The following is a 25126-nucleotide window of genomic DNA, read 5'->3' on the forward strand; positions in this document are numbered from 1 at the left end:
TCAACCTTTCACTCCGGATCCGAGGTCGTTGGACGTGAAGTAGCGCTGGAACACGAGGAACAGCACGACGGCGGGGCCGGCCAGCACCACGGCACCGGCCATCATCGCCCCGAACGGGTTCGCGGTGGATGCCGCGATGTTCGAGATGAAGTTCGCGAGAGACACCGCGAGCGGCTGCATCTCGGCATCCTTCGTGATGAGGAACGGCCACAGGAACTCGTTCCACGGCCCGATGAAGGTCAGCAGCACGACCGTCAGCAGCGCCGGTCGCACGAGGGGCAGCGCCACGCTCCACAGCAGACGGAACTCGTTCGAGCCGTCGATCCTCGCGGCGTCGAAGAGCTCCTTGGGCAGCTGCAGGAAGTACTGCCGGAAGATCACCACCGCCGTCGAGTTGATGAAGAACGGCAGGATCATGCCGAGGTAGCTGTCGGCCAGGCCGTAATCCCGGGCGATCATGACGTAGAGCGGGATCATCAGCAGCTGGAACGGTACGACCTGCACCAGGAGGGCGAGGGCGAACGTCGCCCCGCGCCCCCGCCAGCGGAGGATCGCGAGGGCGTATCCGGCCAGGACACCGAAGACGACCGTGCCGAGGATCACCCCGCCGGTGAAGATGCCCGAGTTGGCGAGCCCCTGCAGCAGGTCGATGCGCCCGTTGATGGCGGCGTAATTGTCGAGCGTCAGGTTCGCCGGGTTGGGGAACGCCCCCGCCGGCGTCGGATCGACGTTCGTCTGCAACGAGCCGACGATCATGTAGAAGAACGGGAACAGGAACGCGAGCGCACCGATCGACAGCGCCGTGTACATCGCGATCTTCGACCCGAGTGCGCGCTTCATCGCTCCTCACCTCCCACGAGCTTGCGCTGCAGGGCAGCGATGGCCAGGACGAACACGATCAGCACGACGCCGATCGCGGCGGCGACGTCGGGGTTCTGCTGCTCGATGCCGCGCTGGTACATGAGCAGCACGGGCGACGTCGAGGCTCCGTTGGGACCGCCGCCACCGGTCAGCAGATACGGCTCGGTGAAGAGGTTCGCCCCGGTGATCGTGGCGAGCAGGACGACGAGCAGCGTCGCCGGCCGAACGCTCGGCACCGTCACCGAGAAAAACTGCCGCATCTTCCCGCCGCCGTCCATCGACACCGATTCGTACAGCTCGCGCGGCACGTTCTGGAGGGCGGCGAGGTAGAGCAGGATGTAGAACCCGAGCCCCTTCCACGTCACGAAGATCGCGATGGTCGGCATCGCCAGCGACGAGTTCACGAGCCACGACGGATCGGGCGCGAGCGGTCCGAGCACGTTGTTGACGAGTCCGCCGCGCGCGAAGAGGAAGAGCCAGACCGCGACGACGGCGACGGATGCCGTTACGTACGGCACGTAGTAGCTCACCCGGAAGAAGGTCCGCGCCTTCGTGACGCGGTCGAGCGCCGTCGCCAGCAGGATCGACAGCACGACCGTCAGCGGCACGTTGATGATCAGGAAGATCCCGACGTTGCCGAACGACCGCCAGACCTCGGGGTCGCTGAGCGCCGTGACGTAGTTGTCGAAGCCGACGAACGGCCGGTCGACCACTGCCCCCGGGGCGGCGAAGAAGTAGTCCTGGAACGACATCCAGACGGCGAACACCACCGGGTAGGCGAAGACGACCAGGACGAAGACGATGTAGGGCGCCGAGAAGAGGAGCCCGTGCGGCTGCGCGCCGAGGAGGCGGTGGAGGATGCCGCGGCGAGGCGCGGCATCCTTCCCGTCCTTCCCGGGGGTGGCACCGCGGGTCGCGCCGGGATCGGACCCGGCGCGACCCGGGACGACGGCGGTCATCTCAGCCCGCCGACGCCAGCTTGTCGACCTCTGCCGCGGTGTCGGAGAGGAACTGATCGACCGGCGTCTCACCGAAGATGACCGACTTCGAGTAGCCGTCACGGAAGGCCTGCCAGATCTCCACCGATCCGACGACGTTGGGCACCTCGACGGTGCGCGCGGCCTGATCGCCGAACTGCTCGTAGGCGGGGTTGTCGGCGAAGTAGTCCGGATAGGTACCCGTCAGGTCCTGACGCAGCGGCATCTGGCCGGTGGCCTTCAGCCACTCGCCGTCCTGCTCCTCACTGGTGGCGAACTTGAGGACGTCCCAGGCCGTGCCCTTGCTCTTGCACGCGGTGAACATGCCGACGTTCTTCGCGTCGCTGAACGTCCAGGTGTCACCCGCCGAGGTGCCGTCCTTCGTCGGCACCGGCACGGCTCCCCACTCGATCGAGTCGCCGTACACACTGATCGCCCACGGCCCCACGATCGCCATGGCGGCGTACCCGTCGGCGAACGCGTCGCCCTGGTACTGCTCGTTGCCGGCGAGCTTCTCCTCGTAGAGGGTCCGCCAGAAGTCGGCGACGGCCTTGCCGTTGTCGTCGTCGAACGTCGCCTTGCCGTCCTCGAGCAGCTGCGTCCCGCCGGTCTGCGCCGCGTAGAGCGGGTAGAAGTCGAACCAGGACTGGAAGAACTCGCTCGTGGGGGCGGGGTTGATCGCGTACTCGGACACGCCCTTCTCCTTGAGCGTCCGCGCGGTCTCGAGGAACTCGTCGTAGGTGGACAGCTTCGGGTTCTCGGGGTCGAGCCCGGCCTTCTCGAAGAGGGCCTTGTTGTAGAAGATCATCACCGGGTTCGACTTCCACGGCAGCTGGTAGAAATCGCCGTCGTCGGAGCGGTACTGGTCGGCGAGGTCGCCGCTGCGGGCCGTGATGTAGTCGTCGCCGTCCTCGAAGGTCGACAGGTCGACGAGGCCCCCCTGGCGCTGGAAGCCCGGCACCGCCGCGGGCGAGGTGTTGAAGACGAGGCACGGGGCGTTGCCCGCGGTGATCGCGGCCCCGATGACCTCTTCGCTCGAGGCGCCGGCGGGGATCTCCTGCGCTTTGACCTGCTCGTCGGGGTGGTCGGCGTTCCATGCCTCGACCATCTTCTTGCCCCAGCCGATCTCGGCTTCGTTGTTGGAGTACCAGATGGTGATGTCGCCTCGGCTCTCGAGGTCGCCGCCACCACCTCCGCCTCCGCCGCCGCACGCGGTGAGGGCCAGCACACCGGCTGCGCCGGCTGCCGTGATGAGGATGCGTCGTTGCATGTCCTGCTCCTTCGTTCGGTTACTCGTGCTCTCTTGCTGTCGTCGGTCGCGCGTCACGCGCCCGTGGAGGTGCCGTCGAACCCCGGACGGCGAGGGTGGGATCGGGGAGGTCGAGGTGAGTGGGCGCGTCACCGGCGATCGCGGCGAGCAGCGTGCGTGCGGCGGCCACGCCCCAGCCGCGGGCGTCGGTCGCGACGCTCGTGAGAGCGGGGTGCACCCAGCGGCCGATCTCGGTGTCGTCGAATCCGGTGATCGAGAGGTCGTCGGGCACGCTCAGCCCGCGCTGTTGGGCGATCCCCATGCCGGCGACCGCCATGCTGTCGTTCGCGTAGATGATGGCTGTCGGCGGGGTCCCCTCGTCGAGGAGGGATGCCGTGGCGCGCGCGCCGTCGGCGGCGCTGAAGTCGGTCTCCACGACGACGACGTCGAGGCCGGCGGCATCCGCGGCATCGAGGAAGGCGTCGCGGCGGCGTTGGGCGTGAAGCATGCCGGAGGGCCCTGCGACGTGCCCGACGCGGCGGTGGCCGAGGCCGGCGAGGTGCTCGACGGCGAGACGGATGCCGGCTCCGTCGTCCGTCGAGACCGAGGCGAACGGCGAGGCAACGTCGGGGACGCCGAGGGTGACGGCGGGGATCCCGACTTCGGCGAGGAGCGCGATGCGCGCGTCCGCGACGCGGATGTCGGTGAGGATGACGCCGTCCACGCGCCGGTCCGAGGCGAGCGCCCGGTAGGTGGCCTCCTCCTGACGGCCCGGGTTCGCGACGGCGAGGACGAGGGCCTGCCCGGTGACGGAGAACTCGTCTTCGAGCCCGGCGATGAAGGAGGGGAAGAAGGGGTCGGCCGCGATGACGTCGGGGCTCCGCCCGATCACCAGTCCGCAGGCGAAGGCGCGCCCGACGCTGAGGGACCGGGCGCTCAGGCTCGGCGTCCAGCCGAGTTCGGCGGCGGTGTCCATGATGCGCTGCCGCGTCTCGGCGGCGACGCCGGGACGACCGTTCAGTGCGAAGGAGACGAGGCCCTTGCTGACGCCTGCCGCGCGCGCGACATCCGCGATCGTGGGGCGGGTCTCGGGGGGCATCGGTCACTCCTTCGTGGCGGACCTGGTCTACTAAACCGGTTCAGGCGACGAAAAAGCAAGACCTTGACACGCGCGTCGGCGCGGGCGTAAACGCTGATCAGCGCGTGGGCAGCTCCACGCGGACGCGCCATCGACCCTCGTCAGGGCCTGCGGCGAACGTGCCGCTCAGCACCTCGACGCGCTCTCGAAGCCGGGCCAGTCCGAACGCGGGGCCGGGGCGCTGACCCGACACGGGGCGATGCGGATCGTTGATCACCGACAGCACGACGGTGTGCGGGGTCACCACGAGCGACAGCTCGATCGTCATGGCCGGCGCGCCGTGCTTCACGATGTTCGTGACCGCCTCCCGCGCGGCGCGGGTGAGGGTCGTCTCGATGATGCCGGCGAGCGCCGCGTCACCGGTGACCTCCGTCCGCACCGTGTGCCCGAGGTCGCGGAGCTTCTGGGCGAGGGAGTCGACCTCTCGGCGGATGCCGGGGGCACCGGCATCCGTCACGCCGTCCGTCCCCGTCCTGCCGTGGATGAGCTGCAGCACGCGACGCGTGTCGGTCAGCGCCTGAGCGGATGCCGCGACGATCGCGCGCTGCGAGCTGGAGCGGATCTCGGGGTCGTCCGTGCGCTCCAGGACGCGGGCGTGCATGACGGTGATGGAGATCTCGTGCGCGATGACGTCGTGGAGCTCGTCGGCGATACGGGTGCGCTCCGCCAGCAGCGCCGCGTCGAGCTGCGCCTCGTGCGCGTCGACCTGCGAGGCGAGGACGACGTTCCGGCGGACGACGCGACGCAGGCCCCGTCCGACCGTCGCCGACAGGAGCCCGACGACGAAGACGGCCACGACTCCGCCGACGTCGAGACCCGGCGGCACCGTGGCGATCGCCGCCACCCAGGCGACGGCCGCGACACCGTACGCGGTCGAGAACACGGCGCTGCAGCAGTAGAAGACGACCCCGATGCTCATGGCGACCGCGGTCAGATACTCACCGCTCTGACCCGCGACGACGGCGACGAATCCGGCGAGCACGAGGACGATGGCTCCCCACGTGGGCCGCCAGGCCATCGCGATGATCGAGCCGTTGGTGAGCACGGAGGCGGCGATCGTCGGCCACGAGACCGACGGCCCCGATGTCAGCTGCGCCCACACGACGTCGACCGCCGCGAGCAGGGGCAGCAGAGCCAGGATGGCGCGGGCGACCTTCGGGGGGAGGACGTAGTCCCACAGCTCGCGCTGCACGGCACGGGCTGCTCCGCCCGCGCCTTGCATGCCGCGGGTCAGTTGCAGATGCGCAGCACCCGGCACAGGTGCGTCCACAGATTTGTCGGCTGACTCGCGAACGGGATCCATCGGAACATTCTTTCTCTCCCCATCTCGATTTCGTGCCGGAAGGAGCTCCCGGCACGCCCTGCGCCCATCCTGACGCGAGGAGCGCCGGGGGACGCTCCTGCTCAAGACGCAATCCCGTCACCGCAAGACGCAAAACCGGCACCTATGCTGATCGCATGGACCCCATCCGAGTTCTCATCGCCGACGATGAGGCTCTCGTCCGACGGGCTCTCCAGGTGTTCTTGAACGCAGAACCGGGGATGACGGTCGTAGGAGAGGCGAGCGACGGACCGAGCGCTGTCCGCCTGAGCCTCGAACTGAAGCCCGACGTGATCCTGATGGACATCCGGATGCCGGGAGGCGACGGCATCCGCGCGATCGAGCAGTTGTCGGTCGACCTGCCGTCCGCACGGACCATCGCGATCACGACCTACGGATCCGACGAGACGGTGGCCGGCGCCCTCCGGGTCGGCGCCGTCGGCTTCCTCGTGAAGGATTCCGAACCGGAGCACATCACGGCGGCCGTCCGCAGCGCGCACCACGGCGGCTTCGTCCTGTCGTCGGTCGCCGGCCGAGATCTCGTCCGGCGGATCGGCGCGCAGGCGGGTCAGCCCACCGTCACACGGAGCCCCGCGGAACAGGTCTCCCGTCGTGAGCTCGACGTCCTCGAGCTGCTCGCCAAGGGGATGTCGAACGCCGAGATCGGGCGGGGCCTCTTCCTGTCCGAGGCGACGGTCAAGTCGCACCTGCGCCGGATCATGACGAAGTGGGGCGTGCGCGATCGGGTGCAGGTCCTCCTCTACGCCGCGACCACCGGCGTCATCCGACTCCCCTGAGCGGGGCGGCGTCCCTCAGCTGCGCGAACGGCTCCGGCGCGACACGATCGCGTAGGCCGTCGCCGCGGCGGCGATGCCGGCCACGGCGGTGATCCCCCAGCGCAGGATCACCTCGACGTCGGTGAAGACGGCCAGGCAGATGTTGACCGTCAGCGCGACGATGAAGAGTGCGGCGAATGCCGCGCCGTCCGCGGCGGTCCGCTTCTTGTCAGCCATGGGATTCCTTACGTCGCGGACGAACGGGCACCGTGTGTCTGCCGCGCGTCGATGTGGGTGGGAACGCCTCGGAGCCTAGCCGCGGCCTGCGCACCTCGATACGGCGCGAGAGCGCATTCCATCCGGGGGCGGCACCCCGGGTGGTCCCGTTGCGTCTAAAGGCGGATGCGGATTGCGTCCCCCGCACGAACGCTGGGGCCTTTCGACTCAAGAGCGGCGGCCCGAGCCGTCGGTAGCGTCACTTCCGGCGCTGCGATCGCGGTCACGAACGCAGCGTCACTGACAAACACCAACGGATCGAGAGGAAACATCATGGGGGCAGTTCTGAGGTTCATCGCGTGGGTCATCGCGAACATCGGCCGCTGGGGCCGTGCCGTCGCCGGCCAGGTCGGACGCATCACCGCGTGGGCACGCAACAACTGGCGTCGCGTGCTCGAGTGGATCAACGCGGGCATCTCGTTCGCGACGATCGTCGACTACATCCTGCGGATCCTCGGCATCGGCTGAGATCTGTCCCGATGGGACGGCACACGTGCGTGCCGTCCCATCGGGACACCGCGACCACCTGAGAGAGAAGGAGAGGCGACCTATGCCGCAGACACCGGACACCGGCATCCGCGTGAGGGGCGTCTCCAAAACGTACGGCGTCAAGCGCGTCCTCGACGACGTCTCCTTCGACATCCCCGCGGGCACCGTCACGGGCCTGCTGGGTCCCAACGGCTCCGGCAAGTCGACCGCGATGCGCACGATGCTCGGGTTGACGATCGCCGACGCCGGATCGACCACGTTCGACGGCGTCCTCTTCCGCGATCTCGCGCAGCCGGGCCGTACCGTCGGAGCCCTTCTCGACCCGGGCGCCCACCACCCCGGGCGCAGTGTCGAGGACACCCTCGCGACGGCCGCCATCCTGACCGGCTCACCGCGCGAGCGGGTCGGCGAACTCATCGCCACGCTCGGCCTGGCCTCTGCCGCACGTCGCCGATTCGGCGCGCTCTCCCTCGGGATGAAGCAGCGGGTCGCCCTCGCCGTCGCGCTCGTCGGTCGGCCTCGACACCTCATCCTCGACGAGCCCATGAACGGTCTCGACATCGAGACGGGCGACTGGCTGCGATCGACTCTGGTCCATCACGCGCACACGACGGGCGGCTGCGTCCTCGTCTCGACGCATCTCCTGCAGGAACTCCAGACCTTCGCCGATCGCATCGTCGTCCTCAGCGAGGGCGCCATCCGCTACTCCGGCGAGGTCGGCGACCTCACCGCCGAAAAGAACGCGACGGCGATCGCTGCGGACACCGACCTGCTGCGACGCGCGCTCACGACCCGCGGCATCCCGTTCAGTGTGCGTCCCGAGGACGGGCGCTTCTCGGTGGGCATCGACCCCCGCTCCCTCAGCGAGATCTGCATCGCCGACCGCATCCTGCTCGACGAGCTCGCCGAGGACCGCGAGTCGATCAGCGACCTCTACCGTCGCCTGACGCGCGGCCAGTACCGAGTGGAAGGTGACGTCTTTGATCCTCGCTGACAGCCCCCCGCAGACGGCCGGCCGCTTCGGCCGCAGCCTGCGGGCCGAACTGCGGAACGTCCGCACGACACGGGGGACGCGGTGGGCGCTGGGCCTCACCGCCGCGCTCTGGGTCGTCGTCGGCGCCGGTGTCGCCGCGATCGCGCTGCTCGTCGACGCGGAATCGGTGAGCATCTCCGGTGCGCTCCTCGGCATGGGAGCGGCCGTCACCGTGTTCGTCCCCATCCTGGCGATTTTCATCATGGCCGCCGACTGGCAGTCGCGAGACGTGCTGACGACGTTCGCCCTCGAACCGCGCCGGCACATCGTCTTCCTCGCCAAGGCGCTGACGGCGCTCATCGTGTGCACCGTCCTCGTCGCCGTCGCCGCCGTCCTGGCCGTCGTGTTCACCGCCGGCCTCGCCCTCGCCGCCGGGGCGACCATCGTGTGGAACGCGGATGCCGAGAGCATCGCGGTCCTGCTCTGGAGCGCCGCCGTCGGCACCGTGTCGGGCATCGCGTACGGCGCGGCGACGCAGCGCGTCGCGATCGCCATCGTGTTCTCGCTCGTGCAGGGATTCGTGATCGACCCGCTGCTCATGCTCATCCCGCACGGCATCGGCTCGTGGTTCCGGCTGACCGCCATCACCGAGGCCGGCAGCGGCACGGGCGAGCTCGGCCCGGCGCTGACGGCCGGACTGCTGTGGCTGGTCGTCCCGCTCGCCATCGGATTCGCCCGCAATCAGCGGGCCGACGTGCAATGACCGGCGCCCCCTCTGGAAAGGGGTCTGGCTGGCGTCTCGGTCAAGACGCCAGCCAGGGGTGCTTCGAATCGGATCGAGATGAAGCGGGATCAGTTTACGCGAGCACCCCGTCCTCGGGATACCCGCCGGCGCACGGCACCCGCGGTGACTCGGTGCTGGCACCCCGCACCCTGACCTACCTCAACGTCCGCGAGGGCGTGACGACGGTCCTCGTCACCACGGCACTCGCCGTCGCCATCGCCTTCCTCCCCGATCCAGGGTGGCGCACGGCGCTCTGGGTGATCGTCGGCATCCTCGCCGTCGTCTCCCTGCTGATCGAACTGCCCTGGCTCAATCGCAAGCAGGTCGAGAACACGAGCTACACCGCGACCGCCGACTACGTCTACATCACGCGCGGCTGGCTCTGGCGGCGGACCACCGTCATCGCGACGGCCCAGATCCTGAACGTCGAGGTCGTGCAGGGGCCGCTGCTGCGCGCGTTCGACGCCGTGAGCGTGAGATTCACGTGCATCTCCGAGGTCGAGGGCCTCGGCCCGCTCGAACCGCGCGCGGCGGAGCGCATCCGCACGACCGTGCTCCACGCGCAGGCGGAGCCGGCGCGGTGACCGTCCCCTCCGACGAGGTCCCCCGGCGTCTTCCGCTGCGCTACCTTCCGGCGTCGTACCTGGAGTCCTCTCCCAAACTCGTCGGCACTTTCATCGCCGGCGCCGTCTATCTCTTCGGACCGGCCGTGTGGCCGGGCGCCTGGGCGTGGCTGGCGCTCGGCCCCCTGATCGCCGTTCTCCTGTGCGAACCGATCTGGCGGTGGACCTTCACCCGGGTGGCGCTCACCCCGGAGCACCTGGTGGTGACGACCGGTGCGTTCACGCGACGCCAGCAGTCCCTCGCCTGGGCCGACATCGGAACGGTCGACAGCAGGCAGTCCTGGGCTTTCGCCCGGTGGGACCTGCGGGTCCTCACGCTGTCTCAGGCCGGCGACGAGCGGACCAAGGTCCACCTGTGGGCGGTCGACGAGGACCTCCATCGCGAGGTGACGGCGCGCGCCGGGCACGCGCTCGGGACGACTGAGGCGGAGGTGACCGCCGAGCAGCCTGCCGAGCAGGCGCGGCCGGCGCCCGGCATCCTGCTCTACCGGGTGCAGCTGACGCACCTGCTGCTCGCGAGCGTCGTCTACGGCCAGTTCGCCCTCATCGGCGGTGGCGCGGCGTTGGGGGTGTCCGAGACGCTGGGCATGTTCGGCGCCGACGCGGCGCTCACCCGGTGGCTGCCGCTCCCCCCGGTCGTCTGGGCGGTGGCGATCGCCGTCGGCATCGTCGCGCTCGGCCTCGTGCTGACGGTGGTGCGCTACACCTCGTTCGAGGTGCGACGGATGCCGGGCGACCGGATCGTGATCTCCTACGGCCTGTTCTCCACCCACACCCGGAGCGTCTCGCGGGCGACGACGGTCGGCGTCGTGCTGCAGCGCAACCTCGTCGAGACGCTGCTCGGGCGCGTCCGGCTGTCGCTTCTGACGACGGACTCGGCCGCGCAGCTCGGCACGAACCTCCTCCTCCCGTCGCTCCCCCGCCGGGTCGTGGAACGCCTGCTGCACGAGGCGTTCGACGAGGACCCGTCGACGCGCCTGCTCACCGGCGATCGGGGTGCCCGAGCCATCGGTACGGGTGTCGTTCTGCTCGCCGGGCTGATCGCTGCCGCCGTCCTCGCCGGCTGGGTCGCCGCGTGGCTGGGGTGGCCGCCGCTGCTCGTCCTCGCGACCGGTGCGATCGTCTTCGCGATCGCCTGGCCCGTCACGGTCGTCCTCTGTTCACGACTGCGGGTCGACGCAGGTTCCAACCGGGTCGTCCTCCTCGTCAGTCACGTCGTGCAACGGCAGACGGTGCTGTCCGCCGCGGCCGTGCACATCGTGGGCACGAGCCGGCTCGCGGGGCATCCGCTCGTCGCCGACGTGTGCTTCTACGCAGGGATGCCGCGCACCTTCCGGGCACTCCGGTTCCGCCCCGCGGAGGTCGACGCGCTGTCGGCTCGGATCGCCGAGACGGTTCCGCTGGCGAGGACGCATCGTCGTGCGCCCGCGCCCGCGCCCGCGCTCACTTGACGAGCGGGAAGAGGATCGTCTCGCGGATGCCGAGGCCGGTGATCGCCATCAGCAGGCGGTCGATGCCCATGCCCATGCCACCGGTGGGCGGCATGCCGTGCTCGAGCGCGCGCAGGAACTCCTCGTCGACACGCATCGCCTCGTCGTCGCCGCGCGCGGCGAGCTTCGCCTGCTCGACGAAACGCTCGCGCTGGATGACGGGGTCGATGAGCTCGGAGTAGCCGGTCGCGAGCTCGAAGCCGCGGACGTAGAGGTCCCACTTCTCGACGACACCGGGAATGGTGCGGTGCTCGCGCACGAGGGGCGAGGTGTCGAGCGGGAAGTCCATGACGAATGTCGGGCGCTCGAGGCCGCCCTTCACGAAGTGCTCCCACAGCTCCTCGACGAGCTTTCCGTGGGTGGCGATCTTCTCCGGCACCTCGACGCCCGACTCGGCCGCGAAGGTCTGGAGCTCCTCGAACGAGGTCTCGGGCGTGATGCGGCGACCGGCGGCATCCGACAGCGACTCGTACATCGAGATGCGGTCCCATTGGCCGCCGAGGTCGTACTCGGTGCCGTCGGCCCACGTGACGGTGGTGGAGCCGGCGACGGCGATCGCGGCGTTCTGGATGAGCTCCTGCGTCAGGTCGGCGATGCCGTTGTAGTCGCTGTAGGACTGGTAGGCCTCGAGCATCGCGAACTCGGGGCTGTGGGTGGAGTCGGCGCCCTCGTTGCGGAAGTTGCGGTTGATCTCGTAGACCCGGTCGATGCCGCCGACGACGGCGCGCTTGAGGAAGAGCTCCGGCGCGATGCGGAGGTACAGCTCGGTGTCGAACGCGTTGGAGTGCGTGATGAACGGGCGGGCCGCGGCGCCGCCGTGCTGCACCTGCAGCATCGGCGTCTCGACCTCGAGGAAGCCGTGCGCGTCGAACGTGCGCCGCAGCGACGCGTTCACCTTGGCGCGGGCGACGACGGTCTCGCGGGCGGTGTCGCGGACGATCAGGTCGAGGAAGCGCGACCGCACGCGGCTCTCCTCGCTCAGCTCGGAGTGCAGGTTCGGGAGCGGCAGCAGCGCCTTCGCGGCGATCGTCCAGTCGGTGACCATGATCGACAGCTCGCCGCGGCGGCTGGAGATGACCTGACCGGTGACCGAGACGTGGTCGCCGAGGTCGACGAGCTCCTTCCACGCCTGCAGCGACTCGTCGCCCACCTCGGCGAGGGAGACCATCGCCTGGATGCGGCTTCCGTCGCCGGACTGCAGGGCTGCGAAGCAGAGCTTGCCGGTGTTGCGGCTGAACACGATCCGGCCGGCGACCGACGCGGTCTCGCCGGTCTCATCGCCCGCCTCGAGCGATGCGAACCGCTCGCGCAGTGCCGAGATCGTGTCGGTGACGGGCACGGTCACGGGGTAGGCGCCACCCGCGGCATCCGCTCGTTCGCTCAACAGCCGTTCCCGCTTCGCGAGACGGACCGCCTTCTGCTCGATGACGTCCTCTTCGGTCGTCTCGGCGGGCGTGGGCGCGGACGCGTCGGTCATGTTCGGGGGCTCCTCGGGGATTCGACCCTTCAGTCTATCGACGGGCGGCGGGCGGTTTCGGCGCGGGCGGCGCGGGCGCGTGGTGTGCGCGCCGGGTGTGCGCGGATGCAAGAGATCGACGCCGACACGCCGCGGCACGGCATCCCACCCCGGGGTGTCGCGCACGATCCCTTGCATCCGCGAACAGCCCGACGGCCAAGCCTCAGCGGCGCGGGGACCAGCCGGGCGGGCGGGGGTCGCCGCCGGCCGCACGCTCGGCATCGATCGCGGCCGACCAGCCCTGTGCGGCGTCGACCGCATCGAAGCCGCCCCGCGCCACGCGGAACCCGACGTCGTCGTGCGTCATGCGGGGTCCGCCGCCGCGGCGGGTGCCGGCGCGGACGTTCCACGCGTCGTCAGCGAAGCCGCCGCCGCGGAACACCCGGTAGTCGTCGTAGCGTTCGGTGTCGAGGAAGTCCCAGCACCATTCCCACACGTTGCCGAGGGTGTCGAACAGCCCATTCAGGTTCGGGAGCTTGCCGCCGACCGGCTGCGGCGAGGTCACGCCGTCACCGGCGGTCCACGCCACCTCGAGGAGTGGACCGTAGTGCGGGCCGGTCGAGCCGGCGCGGCACGCGTATTCCCACTCGGCCTCCGTCGGCAGCCGGAAGCCGTCGCTGTCGACGTGCCACCGCACCTCTTCGCCGTCGACGGCATAGGCCGGGTCGAGCCCCTCCCACTCCGACAGCGCGTTGCAGAACCGCACGGCGCGCAGCCAACTGACCTCGACGGCGGGACGGCGGGGGTCGGATGCCGCCACCCCGATCACCTCCGACAGCTGCTCCTGCGTGACGGGGTAGACGCCGATCTCGAAGGGCTCGAGCGCGACGGTCCACCGCCGCCGGCGTCGAGCGTCGTGCAGGTCGACGCTGCCCGCGGGGATGCGGGCGAGCTCCACGTCGCTCACGGGAGGAGCGGCCCGTCACCGACCGCAGGCGCGGCGTCGCTCAACGCGCGGTCGATCGTCGTGTGGACGAGCGCCGAGAGGTACCGCGAGGGATCCTCGACCCCGGCGCCGCGAAGCAAACCGGCCGCCTGTTGCACGATCGACGACGAGAAGGCCGTCGCGGTCGAGATCGCCTCGCCGTATGCCGCGCGGTCGGCGTCGGCGACCACGACCGGTTCGCACCCCATCTCGACCGCGAGCGCCTGCGCGATCGGCAGCACCGCGGCGGGCGCCGTCACGGCGGCATACGCGTCCTTGAGGGCGCGAAGGTCCGTCGACGTCCCCGTGAAGGCGATGGCGGGATGGATGGCGACGGGTATGGCGCCCCGCGCTGCGGCGGGAGCCAGTACCTGTATGCCGTGCGCGGCATCCGTGTGCATCAGGATCTGCCCCACCTGCCAGGCACCGAGTTCGGCGAGGCCTGACACGAGCCCCGGCAGCTCGTCGTGCGGCACGGCGAGGACCACGAGTTCGCTGCGTCGGACGACCTCTTCGGCGCTGACCCTCGGCACGTCGGGGAGGATCGCCTCGACCCGGTCATCGTCCGAGCCCGACGTGATCCCGGTGAGCGCGTGCCCGGCCCCGGCGAGAGCGGCGGCGACGACGGGCCCGACCCGCCCGGCGCCGATCACGCCGACACCGAGGCGCCCCTCGCGGTTCATCGCTCCCCCGTCGGCGGGGCGGGGGGCACCCACAAGGGCGGCACCGGCGCAGGGGGCGCGAGCGGCGGCGCGACCGAAGCCGCCTCCGGCCACTCCACCTCGACCGCGTTCCCGTCGGTCGGCTGAGCGCTCTCGGCGGATGCCGCGGCCACCGCGGCATCCGTGATCGCCCGCCACAGCTCGTAGGCGCGAGCGTGGTCGATCGACTCGATGGCACCGTTCACGGGTCCCATGACCGTGTGTCCCGTGATGGCGGCCAGCCCGAGGCGACGCGCGAGCGGGCCCTGCGAGAGACGCACGGACTGCATGCGGGCCAGCGGCAGGATCGTGAGCTTCGGCCACAGCCGGCCGGTCCGCATCAGCACCGCCTGCGGCAGGACGAGGATGCCGTTGCGTCGCCACGTGAGCGGGTCGATCACCCGCGCCCGGGCAGGCGACGTGACGTACCCGTCACCCTCGCGGGGACCGCGGAGACCCGCGTCGAGCATCGCGGCGTCGACGGAGAGGGACGGCAGCAGCAGTCGCAGGACCCGCTCGACGTCGGCCTGCGTACCGATGGGCAGCACGTCGCCCATCTGGGCTGCCGATGCGTCGCTTGCCGAGCGGCCCGAGAGCTTGTTCACCCGGATCCGGTACCAGCCACCCCACCGCCACAGCAGCGGCTGCCGGATGTCGACGGCGTGCACGCGACCCGGGGGCAGCGTCTCGGTGACCGTCGTGAGCAGACCGAAGGTGACGCGCACCCCCGCCGACGACGGCGCGATCGAGTAGCGGACCGTCTTGATGAACTGCCGCACCGCGTACGCGCCGAAACCGATCGCCGCGGGGATGGACGCACCGAGAGCGGGGATGATCCAGATCGGTTGCAGCACGAGCCCGACGATCGCCGCCACCACGACCAGCACGAACCAGATGGTCGAGCCTGACAGCAACCCCGCGAGGATGAGGCGCGATATCGGCACGCGCACGATGGATTCGGGTTCGGCACCGTCGTCGTCGACACCGTCGATGATCTCGCTGATCCCGGCGGTCACGCGAGAGGTCAGCGGCCCGCCCGCGGATGCCGGGCGGCTCGCGGCATCCTTCGTCCGGTGTCCCGACGCGAGGCGCAGGATGTCGCCGCGGACCGTCTCGGCGTTGCGGGTCGACAGGTACTCGAGCTTGACGTTCGCGTCGAGGCCGGCGCCGACCACCTCGAGCTTGGCGAGTCCGACGAGGCGGGCGAGGGCGGGGCGCGTGAGGTTGACGCCCTGCACGCGGTCGAGCGGTGCGCGACGGTGCGTGCGGAACAGCACGCCGCTGCGCACCTCGACCTCGTCGCCCGTGATGCGGAAGGTGTGGAAGCGCCAGGCCGTCCAGAAGAGGGCGATCAGGATGACGAGGCCGACCGCCACGGCGACGATGGCCTGCACCGCGATGCCGTTCTGCAAGACGAAGTCGACCGGGTCCTCCTCGCCGTAGCGGAAGTTCTCGGGCAGGAAGAACGAGATCAGTCGGTCGCGGAGGTTCGCGACCAGGATGCCGATGATCACGATGAGCGTCAGCCCGCCGCGCAGGAGCGGCGACAGCGGATGCATCCGATGCCATTCGCCGTCGCTCATCTCGGAGCGGACCGCGGCGGGCGGCGGAGCGGACGCCTGCTCGAGCGGCGCGGGCTGGGGGTCGAGATCGCTCACAGACCGGTCCGCCGGGTCTCAGCCACCTCGATGAGGGTGTCGCGCAGCTGCTCCGCGTCGCGCTGCGGCAGACCGGGGATCGTGACGCCGGTGGATGCCGCCGCGGTGACGAGCTTCAACTGCGCGATGCCCAGCATCCGATCGAGCGGGCCGTGCGTGATGTCGACGAGCTGGAGGCGGCCGTACGGGACCGACACCATCCGCTGCCACAGGATGCCGCGTCGGAAGACGAGGTCGTCCTCGCGCAGCTGATAGCCGATCGACCGCGCCTGCCGCGGCGTGACGACGAGCGTCACGAGGAAGATCGCGAAGAGGATGCCGCCGGGGATGAACGGCCACGTCGCTTCGAACATGAGCCAGAGCGTCAGCACCGCGGCCGCGATCAGCAGGAGCACGACGACGTAGCCGATGACCTGCCCGATCACGTACTTGCGCGACAGCTGGCGCCAGGCGCCGTCCCCCAGCGGGAGCCGCGAGGCACCCCGCGGTTCGAGGATCTTCGTGAACGTCTCGTCAGTCGGAGTGGGAGAGCCCGTAGCCGGGTTCGTCGGGTCCGGGCTGGTCGTCATCATCGTCCTTCCGGATGGTGCACAGGTGTTCGGCGACGAGTGCACCGGCGACGAGGAGCAGCCCGCCCCCCACCGCGGCGATCACCGCACCCGTTGAGCCTAACGAGGGCGACACGGGTCGTGTGAGCACGAAGGCGAGAAGCCCTCCGCCGAATCCGGCGACGAGCGCTCCGACGATGCTCGATGCCTTGGCCAGCATCGCGATGCGGAGCGCTCGGAAGGGGTCGACCGGTGCTGCGGTCCCGGCTGTCGCCCGGCGGACCGGGATGGCTGCGAGGACGACGGCGGCACCGAGCGCGACGAGCAGGATCGGTAACAGCGGGGACGGGGTGAAGGTCGGCTGCCCCATCCCCGTGAGTACCTGGTCGACGAAGAACCCCGCGATGCCGGCAACGACGGCGACCGCGACGAGGAGGAGTGGGTTCGTGCGTCTCATCCCGCACCTCCGGGCAACGCGGCGCGCAGGTCGGCGACCGTGCCCACGCCGGGGAGCACCGCGTCGGGGTCGATGCTCAGCCACGGGTCGAGCACGAAGTCGCGTTCCGCGGCACGGGGATGCGGCAGCACGAGAGCCGGGTCGTCGGAACGCACGTCGCCGTAGGTGATGAGGTCGAGGTCGAGCGTGCGGCTCCCCCATCGCTCACGCCGTTCACGGCCGTGCCGGCCCTCGATCGCGTGCAGATAACCGAGGAGCAGCGACGGGGCGAGACGCGTGTCGATGAGCGCGACCGTGTTCAGGTAGCGGGGGGCGTCGGCATCCGGCCCGCCGAGGGTGATCGCGACCGACTCGATCGGCTCGGCCGCGGCGACCAGCACGGTCATCGGCAGGCGGCCGAGGTCGGCGATCGCCTCGGCGATGGTCTCGGCGCGCTGACCCAGATTCGCGCCGAGGGCGACGACGGCGCGGTGGGCGGGGCCGTGCGCGCGCGGCTCCTTCTGCGGCATCCCCTCGGCCAGGCGGCGGCTCATGCGCGGGACCGCCTCACCGTGACGGCGACATCGCCGAACGGCACCGGGATCGGCGCGGCGGGTTTGTGCACGGTGACGGCGACCGCGTCGACGAGCGACCAGCCCGTGAGGACGGCGGTCGCGATGCGCTCGGCGACGGTCTCGATGAGGTCGACGGGGTCGCCCGCGAGGATCGCGGCGACGCGCTCGGCGACCTCCCCGTAGTGGACGGTGTCGGTGACGTCGTCGGTCGCCGCGGCGCGGGCCAACGACAGCGACAGCACCAGGTCGGCGACGAACTCCTGCCCGTCGCGGCGCTCGTGCTCGTAGACGCCGTGGAATCCGGTGGCACGGATGCCGGTGATCGCGATCTCGTCGGTCGTCATCCTTCACCCTCCCACGCGGTCCGCACGGCGAGGGCGAGACGCGTCGCGGCGACGTCGTGCACGCGCACCGCCCAGGCGCCGGCCTGCGCGGCGAGGACGCTCGTGACGGCCGTGGCGAGGTCGAGGTCCGACTCACCGCTGAGCTCGATACCCGCGGCGGATGCGGCGACCGCCAGCATCCGCTTACGGCTCGTGCCGATGAGCACGCGATGCCCAGCGCCGACGAGCTCGTCGAGGCCCCGGACGACCTGCCAGTTCTGCTCGGGCGTCTTGCCGAAGCCGAAGCCCGGGTCCACGATGATGCGCTGATCCGGGATGCCGGCCGCCCGAGCCGCGGCGACGCGCTCAGCGAGTTCGCCGACCACCTCCGCGACGATGTCGTCGTAGACGGCGGTGCCGTACATGTCGTCGGAGTGCCCGCGCCAGTGCTGCACGACGACTTCCGCGTCGGTGCGGGCGACGACGGCGAGCATGTCGGGGTCGGCGAGGCCGCCCGAGACGTCGTTCACGATCCGGGCACCGGCTGCGACCGCGGCAGCCGCGGTGCCCGCGTTCATCGTGTCGACGCTGATGACCGCCCCCTCGGCGGCGAGCGTCTCGATGACCGGCAGGATGCGCGCCTGCTCGTCGCCCTGCGCGACCCGCGTCGCGCCGGGACGAGTGGACTCCCCGCCGATGTCGAGCAGGTCAGCCCCGTCGGCGAGGAGGGCGCGGCCGTGCGCGATCGCTGCCTCGTTCGTGGCGTACCGTCCGCCGTCGCTGAACGAGTCCGGCGTGACGTTCACGATGCCCATGACGAGGGTCATGTCCGACCGCCGGTCAGCAGGGCGATCGCCTCGGCGCGCGCCACGGGGTCGGTGAACACGCCGCGGGCGGCGATGGTGACAGTGGATGCCGCGGGCTGGCGTCCCCCGCGCATCGTCACGCACTCGTGCACCGCGTCGAGCACGACGAGCACGCCGCGGGTGTCGATCGAGCCGGCGATCGTGTCGGCGACCTGCTCGCCCAGGCGCTCCTGCACCTGCGGGCGCGCCGCGAGGATGTCGATCACCTTCGGCAGAGCGCCGAGTCCCACGACCTGCTCGCCGGGAAGGTAGGCGACGTGCGCGTGCCCGGCGAACGGCAGCAGGTGGTGCTCGCAGACGGAGCGGAAGCGGATGTCGCGGAGCATGACCGCACCGGAGGGGAGCGTGTCGGGCGCCGGACCGCGCGTGACCGAGATCGTATGCGCGAGCGGGGCTGCGGCATCCTCACCCACACCCGAGAAGAACTCCGCGTACGCGGCGGCGACGCGCTGCGGAGTCAGCTTCAGGCCGGGACGTTCCGGGTCTTCACCGATGGCGACGAGCAGTTCCCGCACCAGTTCGGAGACGCGCTCGCGGTCGACCGCCATGCGCGCCGCCTCAGGCCGTCGCGGGTCGAGCCTGCCCGGTCGCGTGGCGCGCCGGCGAGGTCTCGGGGGCCGGCTGCTCGGCCTCGGTGTTCGCCGCGACCGGAGCCTCGGCACGACGGGGCACCTCGACGGGCGGAAGCGTCGAGACGGGACGCTCGCTGCTCGAGAGCCACTGCGGCCGGGGCGGCAGGCGCTTGATGTCCTTGAAGATCTCAGCGAGCTCGAGGTGGTCGAGCGTCTCCTTCTCGAGCAGCGCCAGGGCGAGCCGGTCGAGGACCTCGCGGTTCGCGTTCAGCACCTCGTACGCCTCGTTGTGCGCCTGCTCGATGAGTCCGCGCACCTGGGCGTCGACGCGCTCGGCGATGCGCTCGCTGAAGTCGCGGCCGTGACCCATGTCGCGTCCCATGAAGACCTCGCCCGACGACGATCCGAGCTTCACGGGCCCGACGTCGGTGGTCATGCCGTACTCGGTGACCATCTTGCGGGCGATGCCGGTCGCCTTCTCGATGTCGTTCGAGGCACCCGTGGTGGGGTCGTGGAAGACGATCTCCTCGGCGACGCGGCCGCCCATCGCATACGTCAGCTGGTCCTGCAGCTCGTTGCGGGTGATGGAGTACTTGTCGTCGAGCGGCAGCACCATCGTGTACCCGAGCGCCTTGCCACGGGGAAGGATCGTGACCTTCGTGACGGGGTCGGTGTGGTTCATCGCTGCGGCGGCGAGGGCGTGGCCGCCCTCGTGGTACGCCGTGATCAGCTTCTCCTTGTCCTTCATGACCCGCGTGCGACGCTGCGGACCGGCGATGACGCGGTCGATCGCTTCGTCGAGGGCGCGCATGTCGATGAGCTGGGCATTCGAGCGGGCGGTCAGGAGCGCGGCCTCGTTCAGGACGTTGGCCAGGTCGGCGCCGGTGAAGCCGGGCGTCTTGCGCGCGATGACGGCGAGGTCGACCGAGGGCGAGAGCGGCTTGCCGCGGCCGTGCACCTCGAGGATGCGCTGGCGACCCTTCAGGTCGGGCGCGTCGACGCCGATCTGGCGGTCGAAGCGGCCCGGGCGGAGGAGCGCGGGGTCGAGGATGTCGGGGCGGTTCGTCGCCGCGATCACGAGCACCGAGACCTTCGGGTCGAAGCCGTCCATCTCGACGAGCATCTGGTTGAGCGTCTGCTCGCGCTCGTCGTGACCGCCGCCCATGCCGGCGCCGCGGTGGCGGCCGACGGCGTCGATCTCGTCGATGAAGATGATGGCCGGAGCGTTCTCCTTGGCCTCCTTGAAGAGGTCGCGCACGCGGCTCGCGCCGACACCCACGAACATCTCGACGAAGTCGGAACCCGAGATCGAGTAGAACGGGACGCCCGCCTCGCCGGCGACGGCGCGCGCGAGCAGGGTCTTACCGGTTCCGGGAGGGCCGTACAGCAGCACGCCCTTCGGGATGCGGGCGCCGACGGCCTGGAACTTCGCCGGGTCCTTCAGGAAGTCCTTGATCTCCTGCATCTCCTCGATGGCCTCGTCGGAGCCGGCCACGTCTGCGAAGGTGACCGTCGGGGTCTCCTTGGTCACGAGCTTGGCGCGCGACTTGCCGAACTGCATGACCTTGCTGCCGCCGCCCTGGGCGCTCGAGAGCAACCACCAGAAGAGCAGACCGAGGATGAGGATGGGGAGGAGGATCGAGATCAGGCTGCCGAACCAGCTGGTCTGCGGCACGACGTCGTTGTAACCGTCCTTGGGGGCGGCCGAGTCAACCGCCTGCACCACCGCGTCCGCACGTTCGGTGACGTAGTAGAACTGCACGTTCGTCGAACCCTCGAACGCCTTGTTGAGCGTGAGGTCGACGCGGTTGTCGCCGTCGGTGATCGTGGCCTGCGAGACCGTCGACCCGTCGAGGAGCTTCAAGCCCTCCTGCGTGGTGATGCTCTTGGCGCCGGTGAGGTTCGAGATCAGCGTCATGCCGATGATCAAGAGCACGCCGATGAGCACCACGTAGAGGAACGGGTTGCGGGAGAGCTTCTTGACGTTCATTGTGCGTTCAGGCTACCCCCGCGGCGCTATGCGGGGTCTGTGCGTTCGTTTTGGGCGTACCGCGCGGATTCAGGAGTAGACGTGGGGCGCGAGGACCGCCACGTCGCGGAGGTTGCGGTACTTCTCCGCGAAGTCCAATCCGTACCCGACGACGAACTCGACCGGGATGTCGAAACCGACGTAGCGGCAGTCGATCTCGACCTTCGCGGCCTCCGGCTTGCGCAGCAGTGCGAGGACCTCGATCGACGCCGCGCCGCGCGAGGCGAAGTTCTCCAGCAGCCAGCTGAGCGTCAGGCCGGAGTCGATGATGTCCTCGACGATCAGGACGTGCTTGCCCGAGATGTCGGTGTCGAGGTCCTTCCGGATCTGCACGACGCCGCTCGACTTCGTGCCGGCACCATAGGACGACACGGCCATCCAGTCCATCTCCATGGGGCGCTTCAGCGAACGGGCGAAGTCGGCCATCACCATGACCGCGCCCTTCAGCACACCGACGAGCAGCAGGTCCTTGCCCTCGTAGTCCGCCTCCACCCGACGGGCGAGCTCTTCGAGCTTCGCCTGGATCTCCTCCTCGGTGACGAGGACATCGGTGAGCTGGTCGGCGATCTCGGCTGCGCGCATTGCAGAAGTCTAAAGACCGGATCCGGCCCCCGTGAACTCGATCAGGGCGCCCGCGCGGCGGGCGCGGCATCCGGGCAGGTCGATCGGCCCCTGCCCCGCCCACTCGGTGACCAGTCGCGCCACCTCGAGCGTCTGCGTGCGGGTGAGCGAGACGTGGAACTCGCTGGCGACCACGTGCCGGATGATGCGGTGACGGAGCGCGGGCGGGTTGGCGGCGAGCGCGGCGACCGAGACCGCGATGCCGGCCTCGGCGGGTTCGACGATGTCCTCGATCGTCTCGTCGATCATCTCGTCGAAGGCCTCTGCGTCCTCGCGCAGCTGCGCCGCCGTGCGCACCAGTGCCTCGGCGATGCCGGGTCCGAGTTCGGCCTCGAGCATCGGCAGCACCGTCTCGCGGACGCGCACCCGCGCGTACTTCGGGTCGCGGTTGTGCGGGTCGTCCCACGGCTCGAGTCCCTGCGCCGCGCAGGCGTCCCGGGTGGTCGCACGGCGCACCTCGAGCAGGGGTCGCAGCAGAGGGATGCCGTCGAGATCGGATGCCGCCGCCATCCCCTGCAGGCTGCCCGCACCGGATCCGCGTGCCAAGCCCAGGAGCACCGTCTCGGCCTGGTCGTCCAGCGTGTGCCCGAGGAGCACAGCCGCAGCACGCACGTCGCGCGCGGCATCCCGCAGCACGCCGTATCGCGCATCGCGCGCCGCCGCTTCGGGACCGCCCTCCGTGCCGACCTCCACCCGCACGATGAGCGGATCGACGCCGAGCGTCGCGGCGGCACGCGCAGCGGCCGAGGCGACCTCGGCGGAGTCCGGCTGCAGACCGTGGTCGACGGTGACCGATGCCGCGCGCAGCCCGAGCTTCGGCGCCTCGAAGCCGACCGCCGCAGCGAGCGCGAGCGAATCGGCGCCGCCCGAGAGCCCCACGATGACGACGGCGCCCTCCGGGAGGCCGGTCAGTGCGGAGCGGACGGCACGGCGGACCTCGGCGACAGCGGGATGCAGGGACGGCACGAGGTAACGCTATCCGGCCGGGCGTTCCGTCCTCAGTCTCTGCGCCGCGCCGCGGGCGGGGTCGCGGCGTCTTTCCGGGGCTTCGTGCGGGTGCGGCGGCTGCGGGGACTGAATACGGCACACGCTGCCGCGCCAGTAGGCTGGTCGGCGCATCCCACCGGACTTTCAAAGGAGCACAGGTATGGGCGCGTACGACGCCGTCATCGAGATCCCGCGCGGCAGCCGCGTGAAGTACGAGGTCGACCACGGCACGGGCCGCGTCTTCCTCGACCGCGTTCTGTTCACCCCCATGGGGTACCCCGCGAACTACGGCTTCTTCGAGAACACGCTCGGCGAGGACGGCGACCCGCTCGACGTGCTCGTCCTCCTCGACCGCGAGATCTACCCCGGCGTGCTCGCCAAGGTCCGCCCCGTCGCCGTCCTCAAGATGAGCGACGAGGCCGGCGGCGACGACAAGGTCGTCGCGGTCCTCGCGAAGGACCCGCGTTGGGCGCACATCCAGGATGTCGACGATATCGACGAGTGGACCAAGGGTGAGATCGGCCACTTCTTCGAGCGCTACAAGGACCTCGAGCCCGGCAAGTGGGTCAAGGTCGACGAGTGGGCCGGTGCGGCCGAGGCCGAGCGCCTCGTGTCCGAGGCCTTCACGCGCTTCGACGAGCACGAGGGCGAGACCCGCACGCAGGGTGAGGGCGAAGCGCCCAACAGCCTCTGAGGCTCACAACGAGAAGGTCGGATGCCGCGCGGCATCCGACCTTCGTCGTTTCGGGACGCTGAGCGTCAGACGCTGATGCCGCGGGCGCGCAGGAAGGGTGCCGGGTCGACGCGGATGCCGCCGCGGTAGACCTCGAAGTGCAGGTGGCAGCCGGTGGAGGCGCCGGTGCTGCCGATGTAGGCGATCGTCTGGCCGGCACGGACGTAATCGCCGTATCCGACTGCGTAGCCGCCGTCGATGATGTGCGCGTAGCCGGTGATGGTGCCGTCGCTGTGGCGCACCTTGATGAAGTTTCCCCAGCCGCCGCTGTAGCCGGCGAAGACGACGGTGCCGGAGGCAGCCGCGTAGATGGGCGATCCGCACGAGCTGGCGAAGTCGATGCCGCGGTGGCCGCTGGCCGTGCAGCCGCTGGGCGTGCAGATGCTGCCGCGGACGCCGAACCAGGAGCTGATGTAGCCGTGGGCGGGGCGTACCCAGCCGGATGGCTGCACGACTCCACCGCTGCCGCCGCTACTGCTTCCGCCGCCGGAGGAACCGCCCGACGACGATCCGCCGCCGCTGGATCCGCCGCCGTTGTTGTTGTTCTTGGCCTCTTCTTCGCGGCGACGCTTCTCTTCTGCGAGGCGACGCGCTTCCTCCTCGCGGGCCCGGCGAGCGGCCTCCTCGCGGGCCTTGCGGGCGGCTTCTTCACGGCGCTTGCGCTCGGCCTCGACGCCGGCTTTGTAGGCGGTGACGGTCTTGGCGGTGGTGTCCTGCAGGGCCTGCAGCTGCGCCTCGAGCACTTCTCGGTGCTCGTTCTGCGCGGCCAGCGCAGCCTGTGCGGCCTGCGCAGCATCCTGCGCGGCCTGCATCTTCTGCTCGGCCTCGACCTTGCGCTTGTCGCGCTCGTCGCGGGCGACCTTGGCCTGATCAGCGAGGCTCTTCGCGCTGTCGCGGGCGCCGACGGCTTCGGCATACACATCGCGGTTGGCATCGACGAGGCGATCCATCGTGCCGAGGCGGCCGAGGAGGTCGTCGGCGCTCGCGGAGGAATCCGAGAAGAAGAGCTCAAGGGTGGCATCACCCTTGCCGGATCGGTATTGCTCGGCGGCGAGAACACCGAGCTTGCCGGCGGCAGCCTTGGCGCGCTTCTCTTCGGCGTCGGCCTGTGCCTGGAGCGAGTCGGCTCGGGCCGCGGCATCCTCGTACTCGATGAGAGCGTCTTGGTATTCGACGCCCAAGCGCTCGGCCTCGGCCTGCTTGACGGTGACGTCGTTCTCGAGAGACGAGATGAGGTTCTGGATGCGGGTGATCTCGGTGCCCTTGGACGCCTCGTTCTGACGCGCCTTCTGGACGTCATCCCAGCTGGGGTAGGACGTGGCGGCGAACGCCGGCAGGGCGAATCCGAGACCGGTGGATGCCGCGGCCACACCGAGGACGCCGAGGCCCAGCGCGTTCCGACGGCTGATGCGCGACGAGAACGAGCGCGTCTCTTCGGCGGTGGGCGCGCAGCCGCAGTCGGCTCCGGTCGCTTCGGGCAGGTCGGTCACTGCACACACCCTTCCCTCGGCCAGATGGCGTGCTGATCCGCCCATCACAGTAGCAACACTGTTCACATTCGTCACAGGTCGAGACCGAGAGGGGCACCGCCATCCTGCCCCCGATTCCCCTGTCCGAACGGTGGGCGCGCCCTCGATTCGCACATTCGCGAGGGATCGCATATGCTTGACCCTCGGTAA

At 70.2% G+C, this 25126-nt stretch carries 27 protein-coding genes; 7 read left to right on the plus strand and 20 right to left on the minus strand.

All coding sequences use genetic code 11. The features are described from left to right. The 5 genes from AC4NN1_RS13725 to AC4NN1_RS13745 all read right to left on the minus strand — a co-directional run bounded on the left by AC4NN1_RS13725 (window position 1) and on the right by AC4NN1_RS13745 (window position 5528). Window positions 1–840, minus strand: coding sequence for a carbohydrate ABC transporter permease (locus AC4NN1_RS13725; protein WP_018185740.1), 840 nt, complete (start codon window positions 838–840; stop codon window positions 1–3). After that, entirely contained in the window at window positions 837–1820 is a 984-nt protein-coding gene (locus tag AC4NN1_RS13730) for a carbohydrate ABC transporter permease (RefSeq protein ID WP_491955626.1), read from the minus strand. Before AC4NN1_RS13730 ends, AC4NN1_RS13725 begins: the two co-directional genes overlap by 4 nt. A gap of 1 nt (window position 1821) precedes the next feature. After that, window positions 1822–3108 carry an extracellular solute-binding protein gene (locus AC4NN1_RS13735; RefSeq protein ID WP_491955627.1) on the minus strand — a complete coding sequence of 429 codons (1287 nt, stop codon included), beginning with the start codon at window positions 3106–3108 and terminating at the stop codon, window positions 1822–1824. Window positions 3109–3127: 19 nt separating this feature from the next. Continuing rightward, window positions 3128–4186: a LacI family DNA-binding transcriptional regulator gene (locus tag AC4NN1_RS13740; protein WP_491955628.1), complete on the minus strand. Its 1059-nt coding sequence runs from the start codon at window positions 4184–4186 to the stop codon at window positions 3128–3130. 97 nt (window positions 4187–4283) lie between these two features. Beyond that, window positions 4284–5528 (minus strand): sensor histidine kinase, encoded by a 1245-nt coding sequence (locus tag AC4NN1_RS13745; RefSeq protein WP_491955629.1) that lies wholly within the window; start codon window positions 5526–5528, stop codon window positions 4284–4286. Between the two features lie 155 nt (window positions 5529–5683). Between AC4NN1_RS13745 and AC4NN1_RS13750 the strand changes: the two genes are divergently transcribed. Then, window positions 5684–6343, plus strand: a complete 660-nt coding sequence (locus AC4NN1_RS13750) for a response regulator (RefSeq protein ID WP_491955630.1) — start codon at window positions 5684–5686, stop codon at window positions 6341–6343. A 15-nt stretch (window positions 6344–6358) separates the two neighbouring features. Here AC4NN1_RS13750 and AC4NN1_RS13755 read toward each other — a convergent pair whose 3' ends face one another. Further along, window positions 6359–6559: a hypothetical protein gene (locus tag AC4NN1_RS13755; protein WP_018185746.1), complete on the minus strand. Its 201-nt coding sequence runs from the start codon at window positions 6557–6559 to the stop codon at window positions 6359–6361. Window positions 6560–6871: 312 nt separating this feature from the next. On the opposite strand from AC4NN1_RS13755, the gene AC4NN1_RS13760 reads away from it, so the two are divergent. The 5 genes from AC4NN1_RS13760 to AC4NN1_RS13780 all read left to right on the plus strand — a co-directional run bounded on the left by AC4NN1_RS13760 (window position 6872) and on the right by AC4NN1_RS13780 (window position 10918). After that, a complete protein-coding gene (locus AC4NN1_RS13760) occupies window positions 6872–7066 on the plus strand; it encodes an aureocin A53 family class IId bacteriocin (RefSeq protein WP_018185747.1) in 195 nt (64 codons plus the stop codon). 82 nt (window positions 7067–7148) lie between these two features. Then, window positions 7149–8081, plus strand: coding sequence for an ATP-binding cassette domain-containing protein (locus AC4NN1_RS13765; RefSeq protein ID WP_018185748.1), 933 nt, complete (start codon window positions 7149–7151; stop codon window positions 8079–8081). After that, the gene (locus AC4NN1_RS13770; RefSeq protein ID WP_491955631.1) at window positions 8059–8823 is read left to right on the plus strand and encodes an ABC transporter permease; all 765 of its coding nucleotides are present in this window, start codon (window positions 8059–8061) and stop codon (window positions 8821–8823) included. The genes AC4NN1_RS13765 and AC4NN1_RS13770 overlap by 23 nt, the downstream gene beginning before the upstream one ends. Window positions 8824–8975: 152 nt before the next feature. Then, window positions 8976–9428: a PH domain-containing protein gene (locus tag AC4NN1_RS13775; RefSeq protein ID WP_491955632.1), complete on the plus strand. Its 453-nt coding sequence runs from the start codon at window positions 8976–8978 to the stop codon at window positions 9426–9428. After that, entirely contained in the window at window positions 9425–10918 is a 1494-nt protein-coding gene (locus tag AC4NN1_RS13780) for a PH domain-containing protein (RefSeq protein ID WP_491955633.1), read from the plus strand. Before AC4NN1_RS13775 ends, AC4NN1_RS13780 begins: the two co-directional genes overlap by 4 nt. Here AC4NN1_RS13780 and lysS read toward each other — a convergent pair. The 13 genes from lysS to tilS form a co-directional block, all read right to left on the minus strand. Next, window positions 10911–12434, minus strand: coding sequence for a lysine--tRNA ligase (gene lysS, locus AC4NN1_RS13785; RefSeq protein ID WP_491955634.1), 1524 nt, complete (start codon window positions 12432–12434; stop codon window positions 10911–10913). The genes AC4NN1_RS13780 and lysS overlap by 8 nt on opposite strands. A 202-nt stretch (window positions 12435–12636) precedes the next feature. Next, window positions 12637–13380, minus strand: a complete 744-nt coding sequence (locus tag AC4NN1_RS13790) for a formylglycine-generating enzyme family protein (protein WP_491955635.1) — start codon at window positions 13378–13380, stop codon at window positions 12637–12639. Further along, window positions 13377–14081 (minus strand): DUF2520 domain-containing protein, encoded by a 705-nt coding sequence (locus tag AC4NN1_RS13795; RefSeq protein ID WP_491955636.1) that lies wholly within the window; start codon window positions 14079–14081, stop codon window positions 13377–13379. Before AC4NN1_RS13795 ends, AC4NN1_RS13790 begins: the two co-directional genes overlap by 4 nt. Beyond that, on the minus strand, window positions 14078–15757 hold the full coding sequence (locus tag AC4NN1_RS13800) for a PH domain-containing protein (RefSeq protein ID WP_116227961.1): 1680 nt from the start codon (window positions 15755–15757) through the stop codon (window positions 14078–14080). The genes AC4NN1_RS13795 and AC4NN1_RS13800 overlap by 4 nt, the downstream gene beginning before the upstream one ends. After that, the gene (locus tag AC4NN1_RS13805) at window positions 15754–16326 is read right to left on the minus strand and encodes a PH domain-containing protein (RefSeq protein ID WP_018185755.1); all 573 of its coding nucleotides are present in this window, start codon (window positions 16324–16326) and stop codon (window positions 15754–15756) included. Before AC4NN1_RS13805 ends, AC4NN1_RS13800 begins: the two co-directional genes overlap by 4 nt. After that, window positions 16271–16762 carry a DUF3180 domain-containing protein gene (locus AC4NN1_RS13810; protein WP_018185756.1) on the minus strand — a complete coding sequence of 164 codons (492 nt, stop codon included), beginning with the start codon at window positions 16760–16762 and terminating at the stop codon, window positions 16271–16273. Before AC4NN1_RS13810 ends, AC4NN1_RS13805 begins: the two co-directional genes overlap by 56 nt. Next, window positions 16759–17295, minus strand: a complete 537-nt coding sequence (gene folK / locus AC4NN1_RS13815; protein ID WP_491955637.1) for a 2-amino-4-hydroxy-6-hydroxymethyldihydropteridine diphosphokinase — start codon at window positions 17293–17295, stop codon at window positions 16759–16761. Before folK ends, AC4NN1_RS13810 begins: the two co-directional genes overlap by 4 nt. Further along, the gene (gene folB / locus AC4NN1_RS13820) at window positions 17292–17660 is read right to left on the minus strand and encodes a dihydroneopterin aldolase (RefSeq protein WP_116227958.1); all 369 of its coding nucleotides are present in this window, start codon (window positions 17658–17660) and stop codon (window positions 17292–17294) included. Before folB ends, folK begins: the two co-directional genes overlap by 4 nt. Further along, window positions 17657–18466 (minus strand): dihydropteroate synthase, encoded by an 810-nt coding sequence (gene folP / locus AC4NN1_RS13825; RefSeq protein ID WP_491955638.1) that lies wholly within the window; start codon window positions 18464–18466, stop codon window positions 17657–17659. Before folP ends, folB begins: the two co-directional genes overlap by 4 nt. Then, complete coding sequence (gene folE, locus AC4NN1_RS13830) at window positions 18463–19053, minus strand: GTP cyclohydrolase I (protein ID WP_491955639.1); 591 nt, start codon at window positions 19051–19053, stop codon at window positions 18463–18465. Before folE ends, folP begins: the two co-directional genes overlap by 4 nt. A gap of 10 nt (window positions 19054–19063) precedes the next feature. After that, window positions 19064–21067, minus strand: coding sequence for an ATP-dependent zinc metalloprotease FtsH (ftsH, locus tag AC4NN1_RS13835; protein WP_491955640.1), 2004 nt, complete (start codon window positions 21065–21067; stop codon window positions 19064–19066). A gap of 69 nt (window positions 21068–21136) precedes the next feature. Further along, window positions 21137–21688 carry a hypoxanthine phosphoribosyltransferase gene (hpt, locus tag AC4NN1_RS13840; protein ID WP_018185762.1) on the minus strand — a complete coding sequence of 184 codons (552 nt, stop codon included), beginning with the start codon at window positions 21686–21688 and terminating at the stop codon, window positions 21137–21139. Between the two features lie 9 nt (window positions 21689–21697). Continuing rightward, complete coding sequence (tilS, locus tag AC4NN1_RS13845; protein WP_491955641.1) at window positions 21698–22693, minus strand: tRNA lysidine(34) synthetase TilS; 996 nt, start codon at window positions 22691–22693, stop codon at window positions 21698–21700. 181 nt (window positions 22694–22874) lie between these two features. On the opposite strand from tilS, the gene AC4NN1_RS13850 reads away from it, so the two are divergent. Further along, window positions 22875–23408, plus strand: coding sequence for an inorganic diphosphatase (locus tag AC4NN1_RS13850; protein ID WP_018185764.1), 534 nt, complete (start codon window positions 22875–22877; stop codon window positions 23406–23408). Between the two features lie 65 nt (window positions 23409–23473). On the opposite strand, the gene AC4NN1_RS13855 is transcribed toward AC4NN1_RS13850, so the two are convergent. Further along, the gene (locus tag AC4NN1_RS13855) at window positions 23474–24937 is read right to left on the minus strand and encodes a peptidoglycan DD-metalloendopeptidase family protein (protein ID WP_491955642.1); all 1464 of its coding nucleotides are present in this window, start codon (window positions 24935–24937) and stop codon (window positions 23474–23476) included. Window positions 24938–25126: the final 189 nt, after the last annotated feature.

This window comes from Microbacterium sp. MDV22-iso44 (assembly GCF_058629135.1).

Excerpts from the sequence above, each read along its gene's own strand:
- folP (WP_491955638.1), bottom strand. The coding sequence starts at position 18,466 with ATGACCCTCGTCATGGGCATCGTGAACGTCACGCCGGACTCGTTCAGC.
- AC4NN1_RS13755 (WP_018185746.1), bottom strand. The coding sequence starts at position 6,559 with ATGGCTGACAAGAAGCGGACCGCCGCGGACGGCGCGGCATTCGCCGCA.
- AC4NN1_RS13760 (WP_018185747.1), top strand. The coding sequence starts at position 6,872 with ATGGGGGCAGTTCTGAGGTTCATCGCGTGGGTCATCGCGAACATCGGC.
- AC4NN1_RS13805 (WP_018185755.1), bottom strand. The coding sequence starts at position 16,326 with ATGACGACCAGCCCGGACCCGACGAACCCGGCTACGGGCTCTCCCACT.
- hpt (WP_018185762.1), bottom strand. The coding sequence starts at position 21,688 with ATGCGCGCAGCCGAGATCGCCGACCAGCTCACCGATGTCCTCGTCACC.
- folB (WP_116227958.1), bottom strand. The coding sequence starts at position 17,660 with ATGACGACCGACGAGATCGCGATCACCGGCATCCGTGCCACCGGATTC.
- AC4NN1_RS13850 (WP_018185764.1), top strand. The coding sequence starts at position 22,875 with ATGGGCGCGTACGACGCCGTCATCGAGATCCCGCGCGGCAGCCGCGTG.
- folK (WP_491955637.1), bottom strand. The coding sequence starts at position 17,295 with ATGAGCCGCCGCCTGGCCGAGGGGATGCCGCAGAAGGAGCCGCGCGCG.
- AC4NN1_RS13765 (WP_018185748.1), top strand. The coding sequence starts at position 7,149 with ATGCCGCAGACACCGGACACCGGCATCCGCGTGAGGGGCGTCTCCAAA.
- folE (WP_491955639.1), bottom strand. The coding sequence starts at position 19,053 with ATGGCGGTCGACCGCGAGCGCGTCTCCGAACTGGTGCGGGAACTGCTC.
- AC4NN1_RS13725 (WP_018185740.1), bottom strand. The coding sequence starts at position 840 with ATGAAGCGCGCACTCGGGTCGAAGATCGCGATGTACACGGCGCTGTCG.
- AC4NN1_RS13810 (WP_018185756.1), bottom strand. The coding sequence starts at position 16,762 with ATGAGACGCACGAACCCACTCCTCCTCGTCGCGGTCGCCGTCGTTGCC.
- AC4NN1_RS13795 (WP_491955636.1), bottom strand. The coding sequence starts at position 14,081 with ATGAACCGCGAGGGGCGCCTCGGTGTCGGCGTGATCGGCGCCGGGCGG.
- AC4NN1_RS13740 (WP_491955628.1), bottom strand. The coding sequence starts at position 4,186 with ATGCCCCCCGAGACCCGCCCCACGATCGCGGATGTCGCGCGCGCGGCA.
- AC4NN1_RS13750 (WP_491955630.1), top strand. The coding sequence starts at position 5,684 with ATGGACCCCATCCGAGTTCTCATCGCCGACGATGAGGCTCTCGTCCGA.
- ftsH (WP_491955640.1), bottom strand. The coding sequence starts at position 21,067 with ATGAACGTCAAGAAGCTCTCCCGCAACCCGTTCCTCTACGTGGTGCTC.
- AC4NN1_RS13730 (WP_491955626.1), bottom strand. The coding sequence starts at position 1,820 with ATGACCGCCGTCGTCCCGGGTCGCGCCGGGTCCGATCCCGGCGCGACC.
- AC4NN1_RS13745 (WP_491955629.1), bottom strand. The coding sequence starts at position 5,528 with ATGGATCCCGTTCGCGAGTCAGCCGACAAATCTGTGGACGCACCTGTG.
- lysS (WP_491955634.1), bottom strand. The coding sequence starts at position 12,434 with ATGACCGACGCGTCCGCGCCCACGCCCGCCGAGACGACCGAAGAGGAC.
- AC4NN1_RS13735 (WP_491955627.1), bottom strand. The coding sequence starts at position 3,108 with ATGCAACGACGCATCCTCATCACGGCAGCCGGCGCAGCCGGTGTGCTG.